Here is a 19,863-nt window from a genome sequence, read left to right as displayed (position 1 = left end):
TGGTCGATCAATTCGTGCGTTCTTAACTAAGAATTGATCAAAGCAAAATTACTCTTCTTCTTGGTTCTGCGCGTAATATTCAGGTGACAAGTTACTAAAACGCGTATATTGACCTTCAAAAGCGAGTCGAACGGTACCAATTGGACCATTACGTTGTTTACCGATAATGATTTCAGCAGTTCCTGCTTCTTTAGATTCTTTGTTATATACCTCATCACGGTAAATGAACATGATCAAATCGGCATCCTGCTCAATTGCTCCAGATTCACGTAAGTCTGACATCACAGGACGTTTATTTGGACGGTTTTCGAGTGAGCGGTTAAGCTGCGAAAGTGCAATCACAGGGCAATGCATCTCTTTCGCCAATGCTTTCAAGCTTCGAGAAATTTCACCAATTTCACCCACACGGTTATCACCCATACCTGGTACTTTCATTAACTGCAGGTAATCGACCATGATGCAACCGAGTTTACCACCGTGTTGTTTGGCTATACGTCTTGCACGTGCGCGCATTTCAGTCGGTGGAAGGGCAGAAGAATCATCAATATAGAGATGCTTCTCTTGCAGTTGAAGAATCGTTCCTGTGACCTTGTTCCATTCTTCGCCATCTAATTTGCCAGATCGTAAATGTCCTTGATGCACTTTACCAAACGAGGAAATTAAACGCATGGCAATAGAGTCAGCAGGCATCTCCATGGAGAATACAAGAGCAGGAAGGTTGCAATTGAATAGCACACTTTCGACTAAATTCATTGCGAAAGTTGTTTTACCCATTGATGGACGGGCAGCAACGACGATCATATCTCCAGCTTGCATACCTGATGTTTTATTATCAAGCTCCACAAATCCTGTGGTCAGACCAGTAATATTCCCATCAAGTTGTGATAATTCGTTGAGTTTATCGAATACATCTGCGACAACGGTATTAATTGCTTTTGGTCCTTGAGCTTTAGCATTGTTATTGTGTTGTTCAGCCAAAGAAAAGATACTGGTCTCAGCTAAATCTAAAATTTCACTGACTTCTCGACCTTTCGTGTCATACGCATTTTGTAGAATTTCATTACCAACTTTGATCATATTTCTCAAAGTTGCAAATTCACGTATTTTATTGGCATAAGTTTCAAGGTTATAAAAGCTTGATGGAGAATCCGCCATCAATTGCATTAAATATTCTTCACCGCCAATCGCATCAAGCAGGTTCTGTTTGATTAACCAATCATTGACCAATACGGCATCATAAGGTGAACTTTCTTTAGAAAGTTTTTCAATTGCTCTAAAAATATATTTATGTCGAGTCGCGTAAAAATCATTCTCGGTTAATATATCGCTGACCTGTTCGAATGACTCAGCTACTGTCATGAGTGCGGCAAGAACAGCCTGTTCAATAGCAAGATTGTGCGGAGGCGTACGAAACTCTTTGAGTGCTGAAGATTCGCTCTTTAGCAAATCTAACTCAGTGTTATTCGTATTTTTTTTGGCAGTCGCCTGAGACATATAAAACCTTGATTTACAATAATTACGAAAATGAATAGGGGAGACTTATCTTAATGCAAAATGCACAATCAAGACAGTGCAACAAATAATATCGATAACAAATGAAAAACTAAGTCCAAATTTCAGCTTGCTAAATCAAATTTTATAATTTTTAGGGATAAAAAAAGAGCATGCAGATGCATGCTCTTTTTCTTTGCATAAAATTACTCAGATACGATAGTAACGAGAACTTCAGCAACAACATCATGGTGCAATTGGATTGCGATGTTGAATTCGCCAGTGTGACGAAGTGCACCGTTCGGTAAACGAACTTCAGCACGGTCAACTTCAAGACCAGCATTTGTCAACGCGTCAGCGATGTCACGAGTACCGATAGAACCAAATAGTTTACCTTCGTCACCAGCTTTCGCAGTGATTACGATATTTACTTCGTTCAATTGGTCAGCACGTGCTTGAGCAGCAGCTAATACTTCAGCTTCTTGCTTCTCAAGTTCAGCACGACGAGCTTCAAATGCAGCAGTGTTAGCTTCAGTAGCAGCAACTGCTTTACCTTGAGGGATTAAGTAGTTGCGGCCGTAACCAGCTTTAACTGAAACTTTATCACCTAATTTACCAAGGTTCTTAATGCGTTGTAATAAGATAATATCCACAGCTCAACCTCACTTATGATTGTCAGTGTAAGGAATCAACGCTAAGTAGCGAGCTTGTTTGATAGCAAGAGCTAATTGACGTTGGTAACGAGCTTTAGTACCTGTAATACGGCTAGGAACAATCTTGCCGTTTTCAGTGATGTACTGTTTTAAAGTATCGATATCTTTATAGTCGATATATGTAACGTTCTCAGCTGTAAAGCGGCAGAACTTACGACGACGGTAGAAACGTGCCATTGATGTTCTCCTTATGCTTCAGCAGAGTCTTGAGCTTGTTGTGCTTCTTCACGTTGAGCTTTACGCGCACGTTTTTCTTCAGCACTCTTAGCCAATAAAGACTCTTCAGTGATTGCGTTTTCACGACGAATAATAACGTTACGAAGAATAGCATCGTTGTAACGGAATAATTCTTCCAATTCATTAAGCGTAGTTTGGTTACATTCAACGTTCATTAAAATGTAGTGCGCTTTGTGAATTTTGTTAATTGGGTAAGCCAATTGGCGACGGCCCCAATCTTCAAGACGGTGAATTTGACCTTCAGCATCTTTAATGTGAGAGATATAGCGTTCTACCATACCTACCACTTGATCGCTTTGGTCTGGATGTACCAGAATTACGATTTCGTAGTGACGCATTGTCAGCTCCTTACGGTTTTATGCAGCCCCTAACGCATTTGTTAGAAGCAAGGAGTCACAAATAAATTTTATTGGTTTCAAAAAAACTTAATGTGTCGCAAAAAAATGCGAAGCTGTATTGTAAGGATGTCGGCAGGGGATTACAAGAAAAATAAAGCAAAATATAACGACGAAGAAAATAAATTGGACTATTCAATTTTGAAAATTAACTTACTTTTAGAAAGTATTTGAAGGTAGTGTTGAGTATAGATATTTATAGACTGCTTAAAGCGAAGATAAAAAAAAGATAGAGGCTTCTCTATCTTTTAAAAAATGACAAGATTGTTTATTGGTGTAGTAGCAGTAAAACTAAAGCAGATACTAATAATCGTAATTAGGAGAACAGAAAATAAAAAATATTTCTTTGCCCATAATTGATCATTTTCAGCTTTAAATCCAATGATATTTAAATATAGCCAATAAACAGTCAATACGTTGAGAATTATACAATAAAGCCAATTTGCATAGCCAAATACAAATAAAGCGTTCATTGAGATTGCAAATAGCACAATGTAAATCAGCGATTCGATCTTGGTGCGAACAATCGAGCGCGCAACAGGAAGAATCGGAATACCTGCATTTTTGTAATCATCAAAACGATAAATTGCAATTCCCCATGAGTGAGGCATTTGCCAAAATGCATAACCCAAGAAAATGAGTAGCGCACCTAAATCGAATTGATTCGCGACCGCTGTATATCCAATGACAGGGGGGGCTGCACCAGAAATACTACCGACCACAGTTTGGTGGATCGTTGTTCGTTTTGTCCATAGGCTGTAAAAACCAACATATACAACAAAACCAATAACTGCGAATAAAAAAGCGTACGCATTTACCCAAAACCATAAAATACCAAAACCGAGTATGCCTAATAGCAAAGCAAAAGCTAATGCAATTTGAACAGAAATGGTTTTCTTAACTAACGCACGATTTTGAGTGCGCTGCATTTTTTGGTCGATGTCTTGATCAATAACGTTATTAACCACACATCCAGATGCAACTACGAGGGTAGTGCCAATGAGGGTAAGAAGCAGGAGAAGGAAATCTACTGAACCTTGGGTAGCTACAAAGTAGCCACCCAAAGTGGTAACAAAGTTACCAAAGAGAATTCCTGGCTTAGTCAGGAATAAGTACTTTTTAAACATGACAATCAGTTTAGATCATCATGTTTGAATGTAAGTAGTTCATGATCCATACAGAACCAACTAAAAGAACAGCAATAGTTAGAATTGTATAGATAAATGCAATCACGTTCCAACGTTGCTCTGAAGATGAGTTCATGTGCAAGAAGTAAACTAATTGTACAAGTACCTGAGCAACAGCTGTAATACCGATAACAGCAATAATTGCACCACGGCTGAAGCTATCAGTATTCATTGCCATGTAGAATGGAACTACAGTCAATAAAACAGAAAGTACAAAACCGATTGTGTATTGCTTTACGTTACCGTGTGATGCACCAGCAGCATTATGATCATGACTCATTATAATACTCCCATTAAGTACACTACGCTGAATACGCAGATCCATACGATGTCAAGGAAGTGCCAGAACAAGCTTAGGCAAGCAAGACGACGAGTATTGATTGTAGTCAAACCATATTTTTTGATTTGAATCATCAACACGATCATCCATACCAAACCAGAAGTAACGTGAATACCGTGCGTACCAACTAAAGTAAAGAACGCAGATAAGAACGCACTAACGCTTGGTCCATGACCAGCATGAACTAAATGATTAAATTCATAAAGTTCCATGCCGATGAAGATTGCACCGAATACAAATGTAACTGCTAACCAAGCTAGAACTTGACCAACATTTTTCTTGTAAGAAGCAAGTACCGCAAAACCAAATGTCACTGATGAAATCAAAAGTGCGAAAGTTTCAGTTAAAACGAAACCTAAAGAATCTGCAAAAAGATCCTTTGCACTTGGAGTGCCAGGTGGAATATGACTGCTTAATACAGCGAACGCGATGAAGAGTGTACCGAATAAAATCAAGTCACTCATCAAGTAAGTCCAAAAACCAAAGACCGTGATGTCTGTATCATCGTGATGATGTTCATCATGCTCGTGGTTTTCGTGATGAAGTACTTCAGCCATATCCTTAGTCCTTCTTCAAGTGTTTTTCGAGTAACGCATAACGTTCGTTTTCAATACGTTCTACTTCAGCAGCTGGAACATAGTAATCCACTTTCTTCGTGAATGAGCTCCAGATAAAGCCGATGATTGCAGAAACGAAAGAAACAATCGCTAACCACCAAATGTGCCAGATAAGTGCAAAGCCCATAACAGTGATGATCAGTGCAATAAGTACACCCGCAGCACGGTTAGTTGGCATATGAACATCTTCATATTTAGCAGGACGTGCGTAAGCTACACCATTTTCTTTGTCAGTCCAGAAGCGGTCGATACCGTTCGCTTGAGGCAATACTGCAAAGTTATAGAATGGAGCTGGAGATGAAGTCGCCCATTCAAGCGTACGTGCATCCCATGGATCGCCTGTAACGTCACGAGTTTGTTCGCGTTGTAAGAAACCAACAATGATTTGCATGATGAAACAAGCAATACCAATTGCGATTAATACAGCACCGAATAATGCGATACCAACATATGGATCCCAGTCTGGGTTGTCATACGAGTTTAGACGACGAGTCATACCCATGAAACCTAGGATATACAATGGCATGAACGCGAAGTAGAAACCGAAGAACCAGAACCAGAAGCATGCTTTGCCCCAGAATTCACTTAACTGCCAACCGAACATTTTCGGCCAGTAGAAAGTAATACCAGCAAACATACCAAATACAACACCACCAATAATTACGTTATGGAAGTGAGCGATTAAGAATAGTGAGTTGTGTACAAGGAAGTCCGCAGGTGGAACCGCCATAAGTACACCGGTCAAACCACCGATACCGAAAGTCACTAAGAAGCCAACTGTCCAGTACATAGGTGATGTGAAGGTAATACGACCCTTATACATTGTGAATAACCAAGAGAAGATTTTCACACCTGTAGGAATCGCGATAATCATGGTCATAATACCGAAGAACGCGTTAACGTTGGCACCTGAACCCATTGTAAAGAAGTGGTGTAACCATACAACGAATGCAAGAACTGTAATCGCGATCGTTGCATACACCATTGATTTGTAACCAAACAATGTCTTACGAGAGAATACAGAAGTAATCTCAGAGAATAGACCGAATGCAGGTAAGATCAAGATATAAACTTCTGGGTGACCCCATGTCCAAATCAAGTTTACATACAACATTGGGCTACCACCCATGTCATTTGTAAAGAAGTGGAAACCGAAGTAACGGTCAAGCGTTAACATTGCAATTGTTGCAGTCAACACTGGGAATGATGCGATGATCAATACTGCAGTACATAAAGATGTCCACGTAAAGATCGGCATATCCATAAGACCCATGCCAGGAGCACGCATTTTTATGATGGTAACGAAGAAGTTAACACCAGTAAGAAGTGTACCAAGACCAGAGATCTGAAGTGCCCAGATATAGTAGTCAACACCAACACCAGGAGAGTATTCGATACCTGAAAGAGGAGGGTAAGCCATCCAACCAGTTGCCGCAAACTCACCAAGCGCAAGAGAAACCATCATCAAACCAGCAGCACCAGCGAATAACCAGAAGCTTAAAGAGTTTAATAATGGGAATGCTACGTCACGCGCACCAATTTGTAGTGGAACAGAAATGTTCATCATACCCACTACAAGACCCATCGCTACGAAGAAAATCATGATTACACCGTGTGCGGTGAAAATCTGGTCGTAGTGTTCAGGATGTAGATAGCCTTCGCCACCGCCTTTTGCAAGGAACAATTGAAGACGCATCATAATCGCATCCGCGAAACCACGTAATAACATGATCACAGAAACGATAAGGTACATAATACCAATTTTTTTATGGTCTACAGATGTGAACCATTCGTTCCACAAGTAGCCCCATTTTTTGAAATAAGTGATACCAGCAAATACTGCAATACCACCTAAAATCATCATTAACACTGTTACCTGTACGATTGGATCGTACGGGATAGCATCTACACTTAACTTACCTAAGAAGCTCATGTCTTATTCCCCTACAACTGAAGAAGCAGGTTCAGCATTTACATCAGCAGCTACAGCATGACCTTCAGCTTTAGCTGAGTGATCTGCACCGTGGTAGTTTGCCATGTATTTGTTGATAATTGATTCAAACAAGCCTTTTTCAACAGAAGAGTAGTAAGTCACAGGATGAGGATGTGCCTTATATGGACCTTCTTTTTGAGCAATTTCAGCTTGTTGCTTCTCTAGATCGGTTTTAGCGTTACGAACCATCGCAGCGATTTGTTTCTCTGAACGGTTACCATCACGCAAGGTTGCAAATTCAGCTTGGTCTAAAACTGTTTTTTGAACAGCTTCAGGGTTAATTGAAGTACCGTTACCAGCTTTTACTGCAGACACCCATTCAGCGAACTTAGCTTCTGAAACAGAATGAGCTTGGAAGCGCATTTGTGTGAAACCATAGCCTGAATAGTTCGAAGAGAAACCACGGTATACACCTTCATTATCCGCAAGGACATGAAGTTGAGTTTGCATACCCGCCATTGCATAAATCTGACCAGCTAACTGAGGAATGAAGAAAGAGTTCATTGTGAAGTTAGAGGTGATATTGAAATTAATCGGAGTTTTTTCTGGGAAACGAACTTCGTTAACTGTTGCAATTTCTTGTTCAGGGTAAACAAAAACCCATTTGAACTGTTCAGCAATAACTTGAATAGTTAAATGCGATTTCTCTGATTCTAGCGGACGATAAGGGTCATACTTGTGTGAGCCCCACCATGTTAAATACGCTAAAATACCAATAATAATACACGGGATACCCCACACTACGATTTCAATAATAGTAGAGTGCGCCCATGTAGGTTTATAGTCTGCATCTTTATTTGACGCACGATATTTCCAACTAAACCATAAAGCCATCAATGCTGATGGAATTACTACCAATAGCATGAGGTAGATCGCAGTCATCATAAGATCAGACTGACCTTGTGCTACTGGACCTTTTGAGTTTAGAAGTACTATATCACCGCCACACCCTGTTAAGAGCACGGCAAGCGTTGATAAAGACAATACAGCTAAAATTGTTTGTCTCATTTTACAACCTCGGTGAAGAGTCCCATTCCCTAATAAAATTATGGGATAGCGATTATAGTGTCACATGATTGAAAAACAGAAAATTACATTTACTGAATTTCAGTCATATGACACCGCTACGTTGTAGGGCATTATGCCCTATAACGACCAACTAAGCTATATGTAAAGTGCCTTTAAATATAAGGATTAAACCCAATTTGTTTGGTCGGAATTGGTTGAAGAATTAATTACTTTTGGTATGAAAACAGAGGCAAAACAAAGAGGAGCATTTGCTCCCCTAAGATAAAAATTATCGTTTTATGACTTTAGTCTTTGCTAATTTATCGTGCAAAGTTTGTCTTTTTTGACTTAGACCGAAGGCATGATCAATGATGGTAATGAATGGCATAAAGAGTAAATTCAATACAATAAAAATCACACTACGCAATGTGAATGCGCGCATTAAGTTTACTTGCTGTCCATTTTCAGCATCAACAATTTGAATTTTTGCTACTTTTTTTCCTAAACTCTGACCACTTTTCGCAATTAAAAATGCTTGAGCAGCTAGCATTAATACAATGTAAACCAACATTGCTTGCCAAGCTTCCATTGGAATCAGTGTAAATAACTGTTCCTGTAATTTGATTGCTTGATCTGATGAGCTAGCATTCTGCATTTTTTGCTGAAGTTCAGTCAATTGAGCAACTTGTTCTTCCTGCATAAAGAACGAAGGAATCACCATGGCAGGCAACCAAAGCGCCAGATCAACGAGTTTAGCTAAAAATCGAGATCCAATTGAGGCAAGTTCTTGCTGAGCAGTATTTTTTTGAATATTTACACTCGCGATTGAAGGATTTGAATAGCTTTGTTGTACTGGTGGAGTCGGTTGATAGCCTTCAGGTTGGTAATATAATTTTCCTTGAGTGAGTTCACCTAAAGCTTTCCATTCAGTCATACCTTGATGCCAGACCAAGTCTGTGAGTAAAACTTGTTGGCTCGAGAGCATTTGATTTAACTGCTCTACCGTATACGGTCCAGCTTGTTGATTATTTCTCGCCAAGTAAATTTGCATAAACCTAATTTCTCAAAAATTACTAAAAAATAATGGGGTAAAAAAAAGACCCACGAATGGGTCTTTTTTTAACATAGTTTATTAAGCTTGTTTAGTCTTTTCTTCAGATAAGAAGAACCATGTATCTAAAACAGAGTCTGGGTTGAGTGAAACAGATTCGATACCTTGTTCCATTAACCAGCGAGCAAGATCTGGGTGGTCTGATGGTCCTTGGCCACAAATACCCACATATTTGCCTGCTTTACGACATGCGTGAATCGCCATTGAAAGAAGAGCTTTTACTGCTGGATCGCGTTCATCAAACAAATGAGAAACGATGCCTGAGTCACGGTCAAGCCCAAGCGTTAACTGAGTTAAGTCATTTGAACCGATTGAGAAGCCATCAAAATGTTCTAAGAATTGTTCAGCAAGTAGGGCATTGGTTGGTAATTCACACATCATGATCACTTTAAGACCATTTTCACCACGTTTTAAGCCATTTGCAGCAAGAAGTTCAATAACACGTTTTGCTTCAGCAACTGTGCGGACGAATGGGATCATGATTTGAATGTTAGTTAGACCCATTTCATCACGAACTTTCTTCAATGCACGGCATTCTAATTCGAAGCAGTCACGGAAGTTGTCAGAAACATAACGGCTCGCACCACGGAAGCCCAACATCGGGTTTTCTTCTTCAGGTTCGTATAACTTACCACCGATTAAGTTCGCGTATTCATTCGATTTGAAGTCAGACATACGTACGATGACAGGTTTATCAGCAAATGCAGCAGCAAGTGTAGAAATACCTTCAACGAGTTTTTCAACGTAGAACTCGATCGGTGAAGAGTAACCTGCAGTACGGGTCATCACAGCTGCACGTGTTTCGCGAGGTAAGCTGTCAATATTGAGTAATGCTTTAGGGTGAACACCAATCATACGGTTGATGATGAACTCTAGACGTGCAAGACCAATACCTTCGTTTGGAATTTGAGCGAAGTCAAATGCACGATCAGGGTTACCAACGTTCATCATGATTTTGAACGGAAGTGTTGGCATAGATTCAATCGAGTTACGTTGAACTTCGAAATCTAAAGCGCCTTCGTAAATGAAACCTGTATCGCCTTCAGCACATGAAACAGTTACTTCTTGACCATCAACAAGTACTTCTGTTGCGTTACCACATCCAACAATCGCTGGAACACCGAGTTCACGTGCAATAATCGCGGCATGACAAGTACGACCACCACGGTTTGTAACGATCGCAGCAGCACGTTTCATAACTGGTTCCCAATCAGGATCGGTCATGTCAGAAACAAGAACGTCGCCATCTTGGACTTTGTCCATCTCTTTGATTGAATTAACAATACGTACTTTACCAGAACCGATACGTTGACCGATTGAGCGACCTTCACAAAGAACTGTACCTTTTTGTTTTAATAGGTAGCGTTCCATTGTGCCGACATTCTCACGGCTTTTCACAGTTTCAGGACGTGCTTGAACGATGTAAATTTGACCATCATCACCGTCTTTCGCCCATTCGATATCCATTGGCGCACCATAGTGTTGCTCAATGATTAACGCCTGCTTAGCAAGTTCTTGTAATTCTTGATCATTTAAAGCAAATTGTTGGCGTTCAGTTTTTTCAACATCCACAACAACAACTGATTTACCTGCAGAGCCTTCTTCACCATAGATCATTTTTTGGTGTTTAGAGCCGAGGTTACGACGCAATACTGCGTGTTTACCTGCATTTAAAAGTGGCTTAGATAAATAGAATTCATCAGGGTTTACAGCACCCTGTACGACCATTTCGCCTAAACCGTAAGATGCAGTAATGAATACAACGTCACGGAAACCAGATTCAGTGTCCAGTGTAAACATTACACCAGCAGCACCAGTTTCTGAGCGAACCATACGTTGCACACCAGCAGAAAGAGCAACGATGTCATGATCGAAGTTTTGGTGTACACGGTAAGCAATTGCGCGGTCGTTATAAAGTGAAGCAAAAACTTCCTTAATCGCGATTAAGACGTTGTCAATACCGCGGATGTTTAGGAAAGTCTCTTGTTGTCCTGCAAAAGATGCGTCTGGTAAATCTTCTGCAGTCGCAGATGAACGAACGGCAACCGCGATCTCAGGGTTGCCGTTAGAAAGAGTTGCGAATGCATCACGAACTTCTTTTTCAAGTGCTGGAGTAAGCGGAGTATCAACGATCCATTGACGAATTTTAGCACCAGTTTCAGCAAGTGCATTTACGTCGTCAACATTGAGTTGTTTGAGCTCGGCTGAAATTTTGGCATTTAGACCACTTTGCTCAAGGAATTCACGGTAAGCTGCAGCAGTTGTTGCAAAACCACCTGGAACTGATACACCAGCATTTGCTAAATGGCTGATCATTTCGCCTAGAGATGAGTTTTTACCGCCCACGATTTCTACGTCGTGTTTACCTAATTTTTCCAGACCGATTACGCGTGCTTCCAAAGTTGTTACTCCACTTTTGCAGTATTAATCACTATCTTGGCATGATATTTTTCTGTGAAAACTTAGCAAACTTTCATTACTAAGCGACAGTCATGTAAGATCGGTTTACTATAAAGATTATATAGTACTTAGACAAATATTTGAGGATTAATTTAATGGCAGAAAGTAAAGATATTAAACGAAGTGTTTTTTTTATTTCCGATGGTACTGCCATTACGGCTGAAACACTCGGGCATTCTTTATTGGCTCAATTTCCTCATGTCGATTTTGATATTCATATCATTCCGTATATCACTACAGAAGAAGCCGCAATGAACGTCGTTGCAGAGATTAACGCGCGCGCAGAGTCTGATGGCCAACAACCTCTTGTCTTTGATACTCTTGTGGATCCCTATGTTCGGGATATCATCAATACGGCAAATGCGGTTAATTTAGATGTGTTTGAAGGGTTAATTAGTAAGCTATCTGAGGTGCTTGGAACAGCCCCTACAACTTTAGTCGGACAAACGCATGCTGTGACTGATTCTGAGTCTTATAAGGCACGTATTGATGCTGTACATTTCGCGCTGGATAATGATGATGGCGCACGTACAAGACACTATGATAAAGCGGACTTAATTTTGATTGGAGTGTCGCGTTCTGGTAAAACACCGACCTCAATTTATTTGTCATTACAATTTGGTATTCGAGTTGCGAACTATCCGTTAACTGAAGAAGATTTGGATGACAACCGTTTGCCAGCAGTTTTACGTCCACATAAGCATAAGTTGTTTGGATTAATGATTGATGCTGATCGTTTGGTGGCAATTCGATCTGAACGCAAAGCCAACAGTCGTTATGCAAGTTTTAGCCAATGTCAGATGGAATTGCGTGCAATCGAAGGTATTTATATTTCTGAAGGGATTAAATATCTAAATGTTTCAGAAATGTCGATTGAAGAAATCTCAACACGAGTATTGCAAATGACAGGCTTGAAACGCCGGATTGGTTAAATCGGTAAATCTAATTTAAAAAAAAGAAGCACTAGCTGTGCTTCTTTTTTTTAAGAGATTAATCGTCATAAATACTCATAAAATTCAAAAATTATATAATTCAAGTGTCTATAATTTCATCATAAAATGTAATTTAGAATCGCATTTATCTACTAAATGATGGTTATTTTTCGTACGTTGTAATAATAATATCTACTAAGTGTTCGATTCCTTCCATACTTTGAACGGCATTTTCAGTAATTTTCACGACTGGCCATGTGATCAATTTACAGTTTTCTCGCTGTAAGGCGCTGTAATAATGATCGGATTTAAAAAATATTTTTTGCGACGAAGCTGGATTTGGCATCAATTGTCTTTTTAACCAAGTATCTGAAATCTGAGAATCTAAATATCGTATTGCCAATGTCGTCTTAATTCGCTGATTAAATAATCGTTTATTTTTAGCGATGAGGGGATGAGCAATAATTTTTTGAATCCCTTTTTCAGTGTGTGGCAAAACGAAATGAGGTGTCATTTGAAATACTTTGACGAATAGCGCATTTTGACAAACCACATCTAAATGTGAAACTGACATTTGATTGGCACCAATAATCGCGACCTTTAATCCTGAAAAATCGGTTTGTTTGATGTCCTCAGCTGAGATAATTTTTCCTTTGAAGTTGGAAAAATACTCAGCTTCATTATGAAAGAACGAATCCGTGTGGGCTTTATTCCTTTTTTTCATTTCTGTACCTAATTATTGTTTTAGTGGGTTGCTTTTGGTTCTGCAGTTAATTCATATATCCAAGATGGGATTTTAGGTAAAGATTTTTCTGGAATCTTATCAGTCATTTTTACCATGGTGTCGACAGGGATATGAAACCATTTATTACGTCGATTCATGGCACTTCGTGCATGGAAGTTAATAATTTGATACCAAGGATTACGACGACCTTCTGCAGTACGTCCACCTATTCGAGCAAATTTGTGCATCGCTGCATAGAGCTTTTCTTCTGGCAGACCTAGTTTAATCACATTATCACGCATTTTGTTAATGAGTGGTAAGTATGCAAGAATACCAAGTAATAAACGTGGATCTACAACTCGCGCTGCCATTTTAGAAAGCTCAATAAAGGTTTTATTGTAGCCTTGATCTTCCATGACACTAAATCCAACACCTAAATGACGAGCTTCATCACCATTAATCAGTTCAAAAGCTTGATGACAAACTGGGTCTTCTACAGTGTCCAATAGGAATGTACAAAGTGCGCCATCAAGAGCGACTTCCAGCATCGGAATGACAGCACCTAGAATATAGAAGGGCATTTCATCAGCATAAGTGTCGAGCCATTCGATGATCAGTCTTAAATTTTTATTGGGTTTAGGAATATCGCCTTCAAGCATACCCCATCTTTTCATCAGTGCCATTTCGGCATTGGCGTGACGCTGTTCCTCAGCGTGGAAAATGGCATACATTTCGCGAAGCGTATCTGTCGGTGCTTTTTTTGACATCGCAGAAAATGCACGAGCACCTACATGTTCGATCCACATTAGATCAGCCATAAAATCTTTAAGCTTGGGCCACTGTTCTGCGGTGACTAATTCTTTGCCAGGAGCATCCCAGTCAATATCCGAGAGTGTCCATTGAGTATGTTTTACTTTATCCAACATTTTTTCTAAGTCGATAGAGGCCATGTTATACATCCGTATTTATTTTTTAATCATGAAATTTTATCGCTTAAAAATGTGATGTGTTTTGCAGAAGTGCTTATTTTAGTTTGATATAAAATGCCAAATTTTAAGTATTTGATTATGAATAATTAATATTGTTGGTTAAAAGAATTTTTTCATTGGAATAGTCTTTTAGGGACATTTGATGTCATTTGTTGCCAATAGTTGTTTGACAAACTCAAGAAATGAAAGAGTAATTAATTATAGATTTGAAATCAAAACCATTACTCAATCATTTCAGGATTTTTTTGATCTAAGCATTTTGCTTAATTTGCATTAAATACTCAAAGTTTTGAATGCGTTTGTCTGTATCGTAGATATCACAGGTAAAAATAAACTCATCTACATCATAAGGCACCAGTAGTTGTTCAAGACCTTGTTTCACTGTTTCTGGTGATCCGATTTGAGCCATTGCGTAAAAATTGTCAACTGACATCTTTTCTGGAGCAGACCAAATTCCATCCATTGATTTAACTGGAGGTTTGAGTTTTAAGCTTTGCCCACGCATTAAGCCTAATACACGTTGATAAGCGCTAGTAGCCAAGTATTCAGCTTCTTCATCAGTGTCAGCTACAACAGTTGGAACGCCCATTGATACATAAGGACGATCCAAATATTCAGAAGGTTCGAAGTTTTCTCTGTAAAGTTGAATCGCTTGACCCAGCATACGAGGGGCAAAGTGAGAGGCAAAAGAATAAGGTAAGCCAAGTTTAGCTGCCAATTGTGCGCTAAATAAGCTAGAACCTAACAGCCATACGGGAACATGTGTTCCTTGACCTGGTGTCGCTTTGATTCTCTGATGTGGCGATGGTTCCCCCAAATAGCTCAAAATTTCGAGCACGTGTTGTGGAAATTGATCTTCAGTCTCTTGACGACCTCGGCGTAAGGCACGCATGGTCAATTGATCTGTACCTGGTGCGCGTCCTAGTCCGAGCTCAACTCGATCAGGATAAAGCGTTGCTAGTGTTCCAAATTGTTCTGCTACAACAAGTGGTGCATGATTAGGCAGCATGATTCCGCCAGAACCTACTTTTAAAGAGGAGGTGTTAGCAAGGATATAGCCTAATAACACAGCTGTAGCTGAGCTAGCGATACCATCCATATTATGGTGCTCTGCAAGCCACAGTCGTTTAAAACCCAATTGTTCGATTTTTTGTGCTAACTCCAAAGCATGCTGTAGTGAAAAAGCAATCGTTTTATCATCACGTACAGGAGCGAGTTCCAATACTGAAAACTCGATATCTTTTAAGCTTCGCATAACTTTCTACTCTTTTGAACACTCATAAAGATGTTAATACGAACTCGAGTATTTGTATATTGAAAAAAAACGATATAAGTGTAAATAAAAAAGCGCTCTAAGTTGAGCGCTTGAATTCTAAGAGTTTGGAATTAACGTTTACCGTTTTTATACCAGCCTAAATGACGACCATTGTCACTTCTGTAATTACGGTCATTATAACGATAGTTTGAATTGCGATAACCGCTTTCACGGCGATCATAACGATCTCTATAGTCATCTTCGCGACGATCTTCAGCCACTTTTTTACCTAAAACTGAACCACCAGCTGAACCTAATGCAGCCCCAGCATAACCAGCATTTGTTCCGCCCATATTATTACCAACGGTGTAACCACCAGCACCACCTAATGCAGCACCAATTGCAGCAGCATTACGATCTTTTTTGTTCGCTGATGCAGCTGCGCCACCAGCACCACCAATCGCTGATCCGATCATTGCTCCAGTCGAGCCACCCATTTGTTGACCAATCGCAGCACCAACGACTCCACCTAAAGCAGATGTGAGGGCAACTCTAGACGAACTATCAGCATAAGCAGTTGTTGTACTCAAGGCCGCAGTTGCGATCGCAGCAGCAAATAACTTTGAATTAAATTTCATGGTGAACTCCTTGTCGAAGTCTTATATTTGATGGTTTTAATTTAATCCAAATTTCTGCAATCATTTTGGAGAGCAAGTTGCTGGTTTGTATTTTTCTCTCCCTAATTTATCCATAATTAATTTGTTAATAAAAAAATGCGCCCTAAGGCGCATCGAGGTGAATACAGAGTATTCAAAGGGGAAACGATCAATCAGATTATATTAACGACGGCTATGTTTTTTCTTTTTCCATTTACGATCTTGACGTGAATCATATGCTTTGTCTTTCGCAATTTTGTTACCAAGAGCAGCACCACCAGCAGCACCTAAAGCAGAGCCGATATAACCGCCATTGGTTCCACCCATACTATTACCTACGGTATATCCCGCACCGCCACCTAATGCACCTCCGATGGCAGATTCAGTACGGTTACGTTTATTACTAGCAACAGCAGCACCACCAGCACCACCAAGTGCTGCACCTAAAGTTGCACCTGTTGTGCCACCCATGTTTTTACCAATTGCTGTACCTGCTACACTACCTAAAGCACTCGCAGCAGCGACACGCGCTGTACTGTCTGCATGTGCAGATACCGTGAACATTGATGCAGTGGCTAAGGTGGCTGACATTAATAGGGTATTTAATTTCATGTGTGACTCCATGTCCTTGTTCGTGGACGAGTAATAATTCGTTGAGCACAATGTAACAAGAATTGAAGCGCTAAATATGTAGAAGTTAACCTAGAGTTTTACGTTTTGGTTGCACAATGTTGTTTTTATATTACAACTGATCATTCAATATGCATTATTGGGCTGATTAAGAAGAAACTATGGAGAGTTGATTCAGTAAACAGTTTTTAAACTTGGCAGTTATGGAGCTAATTTTTGATTATCCATTAATTGGGTGTGACAAGGAATGAAAATGGTTTTGCAAAGTCATTCTATATAAATATGTTAATTGAATGTCAGAGTCGTTAAACTACTCGCAATTTTAGAAATATTAATTTAAGGCAGTCCTTAAATTAATCCAGTATTAGAGATTTTATTTAACATGAAAGAATCGTTACGTTTACGATTAGACCAACTTTGTGATCGTCATGAAGAATTAGAAGCGCTATTGGCTGATGTTGAAGTCATTTCCGACAATAAGCGTTTCCGTAATTTGTCACGTGAACACAATGATTTGACTGAAATCACCACTGTTTGGAAAAAATATACCCAAGCGGAAGAAGATATTGTAACGGCTGAAGCAATGTTGTCAGATCCTGACTTTAAGGAAATGGCACAAGAAGAAATTAAAGAGAATAAAGCATTAATTGAATCTTTAGAGGCAGAATTGAATATTCTGATGATTCCGAAAGATCCAAATGATGCGAACTCTGCATATCTGGAAGTACGTGCAGGGACAGGTGGCGATGAAGCTGCGATTTTCTCTGGTGATTTATTCCGTATGTACAGTAAATATGCTGAATCACAGGGTTGGCGTGTCGAAATCCTTTCTGAAAATGAAGGTGAACATGGCGGTTACAAAGAAATTATTTGTTTAATTAATGGTGAAGGTGTTTACGGACGCTTAAAATTTGAAAGCGGTGCTCATCGAGTTCAGCGCGTTCCTGCAACTGAATCACAGGGGCGAGTTCATACTTCAGCTTGTACCGTTGCAATTCTTCCTGAAATTGATGTTGATACGACTGTAGATATTAACCCTTCAGACTTGCGTATTGATACTTATCGTGCATCTGGGGCGGGTGGTCAGCACGTCAATAAAACGGATTCTGCTGTACGAATCACGCATATTCCGACAGGTACTGTTGTTGAATGTCAGGAAGAGCGTTCACAACATAAGAACAAAGCAAAGGCAATGGCATTATTGGCATCTCGTCTTGAGAATGCTAAACGTGCAGCAGCTGATGCTGCTACATCTGAAATGCGCCGTGATTTGGTGGGTTCAGGTGATCGTTCAGAACGTATTCGTACCTATAATTATCCTCAGGGTCGTATGACTGATCATCGTATTAACTTAACTTTATATAAGTTGGATGCAGTGATGGAGGGAGATTTGACTGAGCTTTTAGATAGCTTACATCGTGAATATCAAGCGGATCAATTGGCAATGCTTGCACAGCAGAATGGTGGTTAATGAACATTCAACAAGCGCTTGCACTGCGTGGTGAGCCTGAAAGTTATGAGCGTCAAGAAAATGCTTGGTTGCTCGAACATATCACTAAAATCGATTCATTCGATTTGGTGATGAAGAAGGATAAAGAGCTCACTGCAGAACAAGAGCAGGCGTATCGAGAGGCGATTGCTCGGATTGAAGCAGGTGAGCCTTTAGCTTATGTCACAGGTTCGCAACCTTTTTGGACATTGGACTTAAAAGTGACGTCCGATACTTTGGTGCCTAGACCGGACACCGAAGTTTTGGTGGAGACAGTTTTAAAGTTAGAGTTGCCTGAGGATGCGCGCGTTGTAGATTTAGGAACTGGGACAGGCGCCATTGCATTGTCACTCGCTTCCGAACGTCCTAATTGGTCTTTAACAGCAACCGATATTTATGAGCCTACATTGGAAGTCGCTAAATTTAATGCTGAGCAACATGACTTAGATCAGGTTCAATTTGTACTAGGCAGTTGGTTAAAACCGTTTGGGCGTCAATTTTTTGATGTCATTGTATCTAATCCGCCTTATATTGATCCAGCAGATGAACATATGCACAATTTGGCGACCGAGCCTCAACGTGCATTAATCTCTGATAAAAAAGGTTTAGCTGATCTTGAGCAAATTATTTTACAAGCCAAGAAGCATCTGACTGTTGAAGGTTGGGTGGTACTTGAACATGGATATGATCAAGCAGACGCTGTTCAGCATCTATTTCGTCAAGCAGGTTATAAGAAAGTGAGAACCGTTAAAGATTATGGTGGTAACGATCGCGTGACTTTAGCACAATGGCCTCATTAGAAATAAAAAAGCGACTTTAGGTCGCTTTTTTATTGATTCATCTTTTGATGACATCACGCCATAACAATAATTTTGATTCAAATACTTTCATTATGGTATCCGTGATTTTTCCCAATATTGCCAATAAAATAATAGCAATGATCACAATATCTGGACGCGATGTTTCACGTCCATCACTTAATAAATATCCAATACCTTGCGTTGCTGCAATGAGTTCAGCGGCAATCATGAACATCCAAGCTAAACTCAAACTATTGCGCAAGCCTGTAAGGATAGATGGAGAAGCTGCGGGTAAAACGATTTGGTAGATTTGTTGCCAGCGATTCAGTCTATACACTTGAGCCAACTCAATCAATTTTCGGTCGACACCATGAATACCAGCCACAGTATTGGTATAGGTTGGAAAAAAAGCACCAATCGCAATAAGGGTGATTTTTGAGGATTCATCAATACCAAGCCATAACAAAAGGAGAGGAATCCACGCAAGACTAGGAATTGACTTAATTGCAGAAAAGGTCGGTTCAATAAACTCTTCTGCATGGTGATTGAGTCCTACCAAAACTGCAAAAAATAGTGCTAAGCCACTACCAATAGCAAACCCTAAAAACACTCGCCATGTACTTGCCCAAATATGTTGACCTAAATCATTCTTAGCAAGTTCTTGCAGGGAAACTAATAAGCTACTTGGTGCAGGTAGCAGATAAGGTTCAACTACACCACCTCGAACCAAAATTTCACACAGCAATACCAGTAATACAGGGAGGAAAATACCTTTCAACCATTTATTCCCTTTTGTCGACAGTTGTGAATGGACATCGATATTCCGATGTTCAATC

19 protein-coding genes and 1 pseudogene are annotated in these 19,863 nt (G+C 39.8%); 3 read left to right on the top strand and 17 right to left on the bottom strand.

Annotated elements, in window-relative coordinates:
• Positions 1 to 48: 48 nt before the first annotated feature.
• The 11 genes from dnaB to ppsA form a co-directional block, all read right to left on the bottom strand.
• Positions 49 to 1,494, bottom strand: a complete 1,446-nt coding sequence (dnaB, locus tag AC1M9N_RS02285; protein WP_035267619.1) for a replicative DNA helicase — start codon at positions 1,492 to 1,494, stop codon at positions 49 to 51.
• Between the two features lie 203 nt (positions 1,495 to 1,697).
• Complete coding sequence (gene rplI, locus AC1M9N_RS02280) at positions 1,698 to 2,144, bottom strand: 50S ribosomal protein L9 (protein WP_035267617.1); 447 nt, start codon at positions 2,142 to 2,144, stop codon at positions 1,698 to 1,700.
• A 9-nt stretch (positions 2,145 to 2,153) separates the two neighbouring features.
• Positions 2,154 to 2,381 (bottom strand): 30S ribosomal protein S18, encoded by a 228-nt coding sequence (gene rpsR, locus AC1M9N_RS02275; protein WP_004719336.1) that lies wholly within the window; start codon positions 2,379 to 2,381, stop codon positions 2,154 to 2,156.
• An 11-nt stretch (positions 2,382 to 2,392) separates the two neighbouring features.
• Positions 2,393 to 2,779 (bottom strand): 30S ribosomal protein S6, encoded by a 387-nt coding sequence (gene rpsF, locus AC1M9N_RS02270; protein WP_035267614.1) that lies wholly within the window; start codon positions 2,777 to 2,779, stop codon positions 2,393 to 2,395.
• A gap of 305 nt (positions 2,780 to 3,084) precedes the next feature.
• Positions 3,085 to 3,963: a heme o synthase gene (gene cyoE / locus AC1M9N_RS02265; RefSeq protein ID WP_481608385.1), complete on the bottom strand. Its 879-nt coding sequence runs from the start codon at positions 3,961 to 3,963 to the stop codon at positions 3,085 to 3,087.
• Positions 3,964 to 3,973: 10 nt separating this feature from the next.
• Entirely contained in the window at positions 3,974 to 4,306 is a 333-nt protein-coding gene (gene cyoD / locus AC1M9N_RS02260; protein WP_171076771.1) for a cytochrome o ubiquinol oxidase subunit IV, read from the bottom strand.
• Positions 4,303 to 4,920, bottom strand: a complete 618-nt coding sequence (cyoC, locus tag AC1M9N_RS02255; protein WP_035267060.1) for a cytochrome o ubiquinol oxidase subunit III — start codon at positions 4,918 to 4,920, stop codon at positions 4,303 to 4,305. Before cyoC ends, cyoD begins: the two co-directional genes overlap by 4 nt.
• Positions 4,921 to 4,924: 4 nt before the next feature.
• The gene (cyoB, locus tag AC1M9N_RS02250) at positions 4,925 to 6,913 is read right to left on the bottom strand and encodes a cytochrome o ubiquinol oxidase subunit I (protein WP_035267062.1); all 1,989 of its coding nucleotides are present in this window, start codon (positions 6,911 to 6,913) and stop codon (positions 4,925 to 4,927) included.
• Between the two features lie 3 nt (positions 6,914 to 6,916).
• Positions 6,917 to 7,981 (bottom strand): ubiquinol oxidase subunit II, encoded by a 1,065-nt coding sequence (gene cyoA, locus AC1M9N_RS02245; RefSeq protein WP_481595475.1) that lies wholly within the window; start codon positions 7,979 to 7,981, stop codon positions 6,917 to 6,919.
• Between the two features lie 289 nt (positions 7,982 to 8,270).
• Positions 8,271 to 9,032, bottom strand: a complete 762-nt coding sequence (locus tag AC1M9N_RS02240) for an RDD family protein (RefSeq protein WP_481608387.1) — start codon at positions 9,030 to 9,032, stop codon at positions 8,271 to 8,273.
• A gap of 81 nt (positions 9,033 to 9,113) precedes the next feature.
• Entirely contained in the window at positions 9,114 to 11,492 is a 2,379-nt protein-coding gene (gene ppsA / locus AC1M9N_RS02235; protein WP_035267067.1) for a phosphoenolpyruvate synthase, read from the bottom strand.
• 155 nt (positions 11,493 to 11,647) lie between these two features.
• Here ppsA and ppsR point away from each other — a divergent pair, with 155 nt between their 5' ends.
• Positions 11,648 to 12,484, top strand: a complete 837-nt coding sequence (gene ppsR, locus AC1M9N_RS02230; RefSeq protein ID WP_035267069.1) for a posphoenolpyruvate synthetase regulatory kinase/phosphorylase PpsR — start codon at positions 11,648 to 11,650, stop codon at positions 12,482 to 12,484.
• Positions 12,485 to 12,647: 163 nt separating this feature from the next.
• Here ppsR and AC1M9N_RS02225 read toward each other — a convergent pair whose 3' ends face one another.
• The 5 genes from AC1M9N_RS02225 to AC1M9N_RS02205 all read right to left on the bottom strand — a co-directional run bounded on the left by AC1M9N_RS02225 (position 12,648) and on the right by AC1M9N_RS02205 (position 16,720).
• The gene (locus AC1M9N_RS02225; protein ID WP_481586989.1) at positions 12,648 to 13,208 is read right to left on the bottom strand and encodes an NAD(P)/FAD-dependent oxidoreductase; all 561 of its coding nucleotides are present in this window, start codon (positions 13,206 to 13,208) and stop codon (positions 12,648 to 12,650) included.
• A 20-nt stretch (positions 13,209 to 13,228) separates the two neighbouring features.
• Positions 13,229 to 14,158, bottom strand: a complete 930-nt coding sequence (locus tag AC1M9N_RS02220; RefSeq protein WP_035267073.1) for a hypothetical protein — start codon at positions 14,156 to 14,158, stop codon at positions 13,229 to 13,231.
• 289 nt (positions 14,159 to 14,447) lie between these two features.
• Positions 14,448 to 15,452 (bottom strand): LLM class flavin-dependent oxidoreductase, encoded by a 1,005-nt coding sequence (locus AC1M9N_RS02215; protein ID WP_481954198.1) that lies wholly within the window; start codon positions 15,450 to 15,452, stop codon positions 14,448 to 14,450.
• Positions 15,453 to 15,583: 131 nt separating this feature from the next.
• Positions 15,584 to 16,090, bottom strand: a complete 507-nt coding sequence (locus AC1M9N_RS02210) for a hypothetical protein (protein WP_092766182.1) — start codon at positions 16,088 to 16,090, stop codon at positions 15,584 to 15,586.
• 201 nt (positions 16,091 to 16,291) lie between these two features.
• Positions 16,292 to 16,720 carry a glycine zipper domain-containing protein gene (locus tag AC1M9N_RS02205; RefSeq protein ID WP_092766183.1) on the bottom strand — a complete coding sequence of 143 codons (429 nt, stop codon included), beginning with the start codon at positions 16,718 to 16,720 and terminating at the stop codon, positions 16,292 to 16,294.
• A gap of 400 nt (positions 16,721 to 17,120) precedes the next feature.
• On the opposite strand from AC1M9N_RS02205, the gene prfA reads away from it, so the two are divergent.
• Together prfA and prmC are read left to right on the top strand one after the other, a co-directional pair.
• A complete protein-coding gene (prfA, locus tag AC1M9N_RS02200) occupies positions 17,121 to 18,209 on the top strand; it encodes a peptide chain release factor 1 (protein WP_035267080.1) in 1,089 nt (362 codons plus the stop codon).
• Positions 18,209 to 19,027 carry a peptide chain release factor N(5)-glutamine methyltransferase gene (prmC, locus tag AC1M9N_RS02195; protein WP_092766184.1) on the top strand — a complete coding sequence of 273 codons (819 nt, stop codon included), beginning with the start codon at positions 18,209 to 18,211 and terminating at the stop codon, positions 19,025 to 19,027. The genes prfA and prmC overlap by 1 nt, the downstream gene beginning before the upstream one ends.
• A 37-nt stretch (positions 19,028 to 19,064) precedes the next feature.
• Here prmC and AC1M9N_RS02190 read toward each other — a convergent pair.
• Positions 19,065 to 19,766, bottom strand: a pseudogene (locus AC1M9N_RS02190) (ABC transporter permease); the annotation flags it as partial.
• Positions 19,767 to 19,863 lie beyond the last annotated feature (97 nt).

Source organism: Acinetobacter sp. ANC_7655 (genome assembly GCF_056784015.1).
This window is presented reverse-complemented; position numbering and strand designations above follow the sequence as displayed.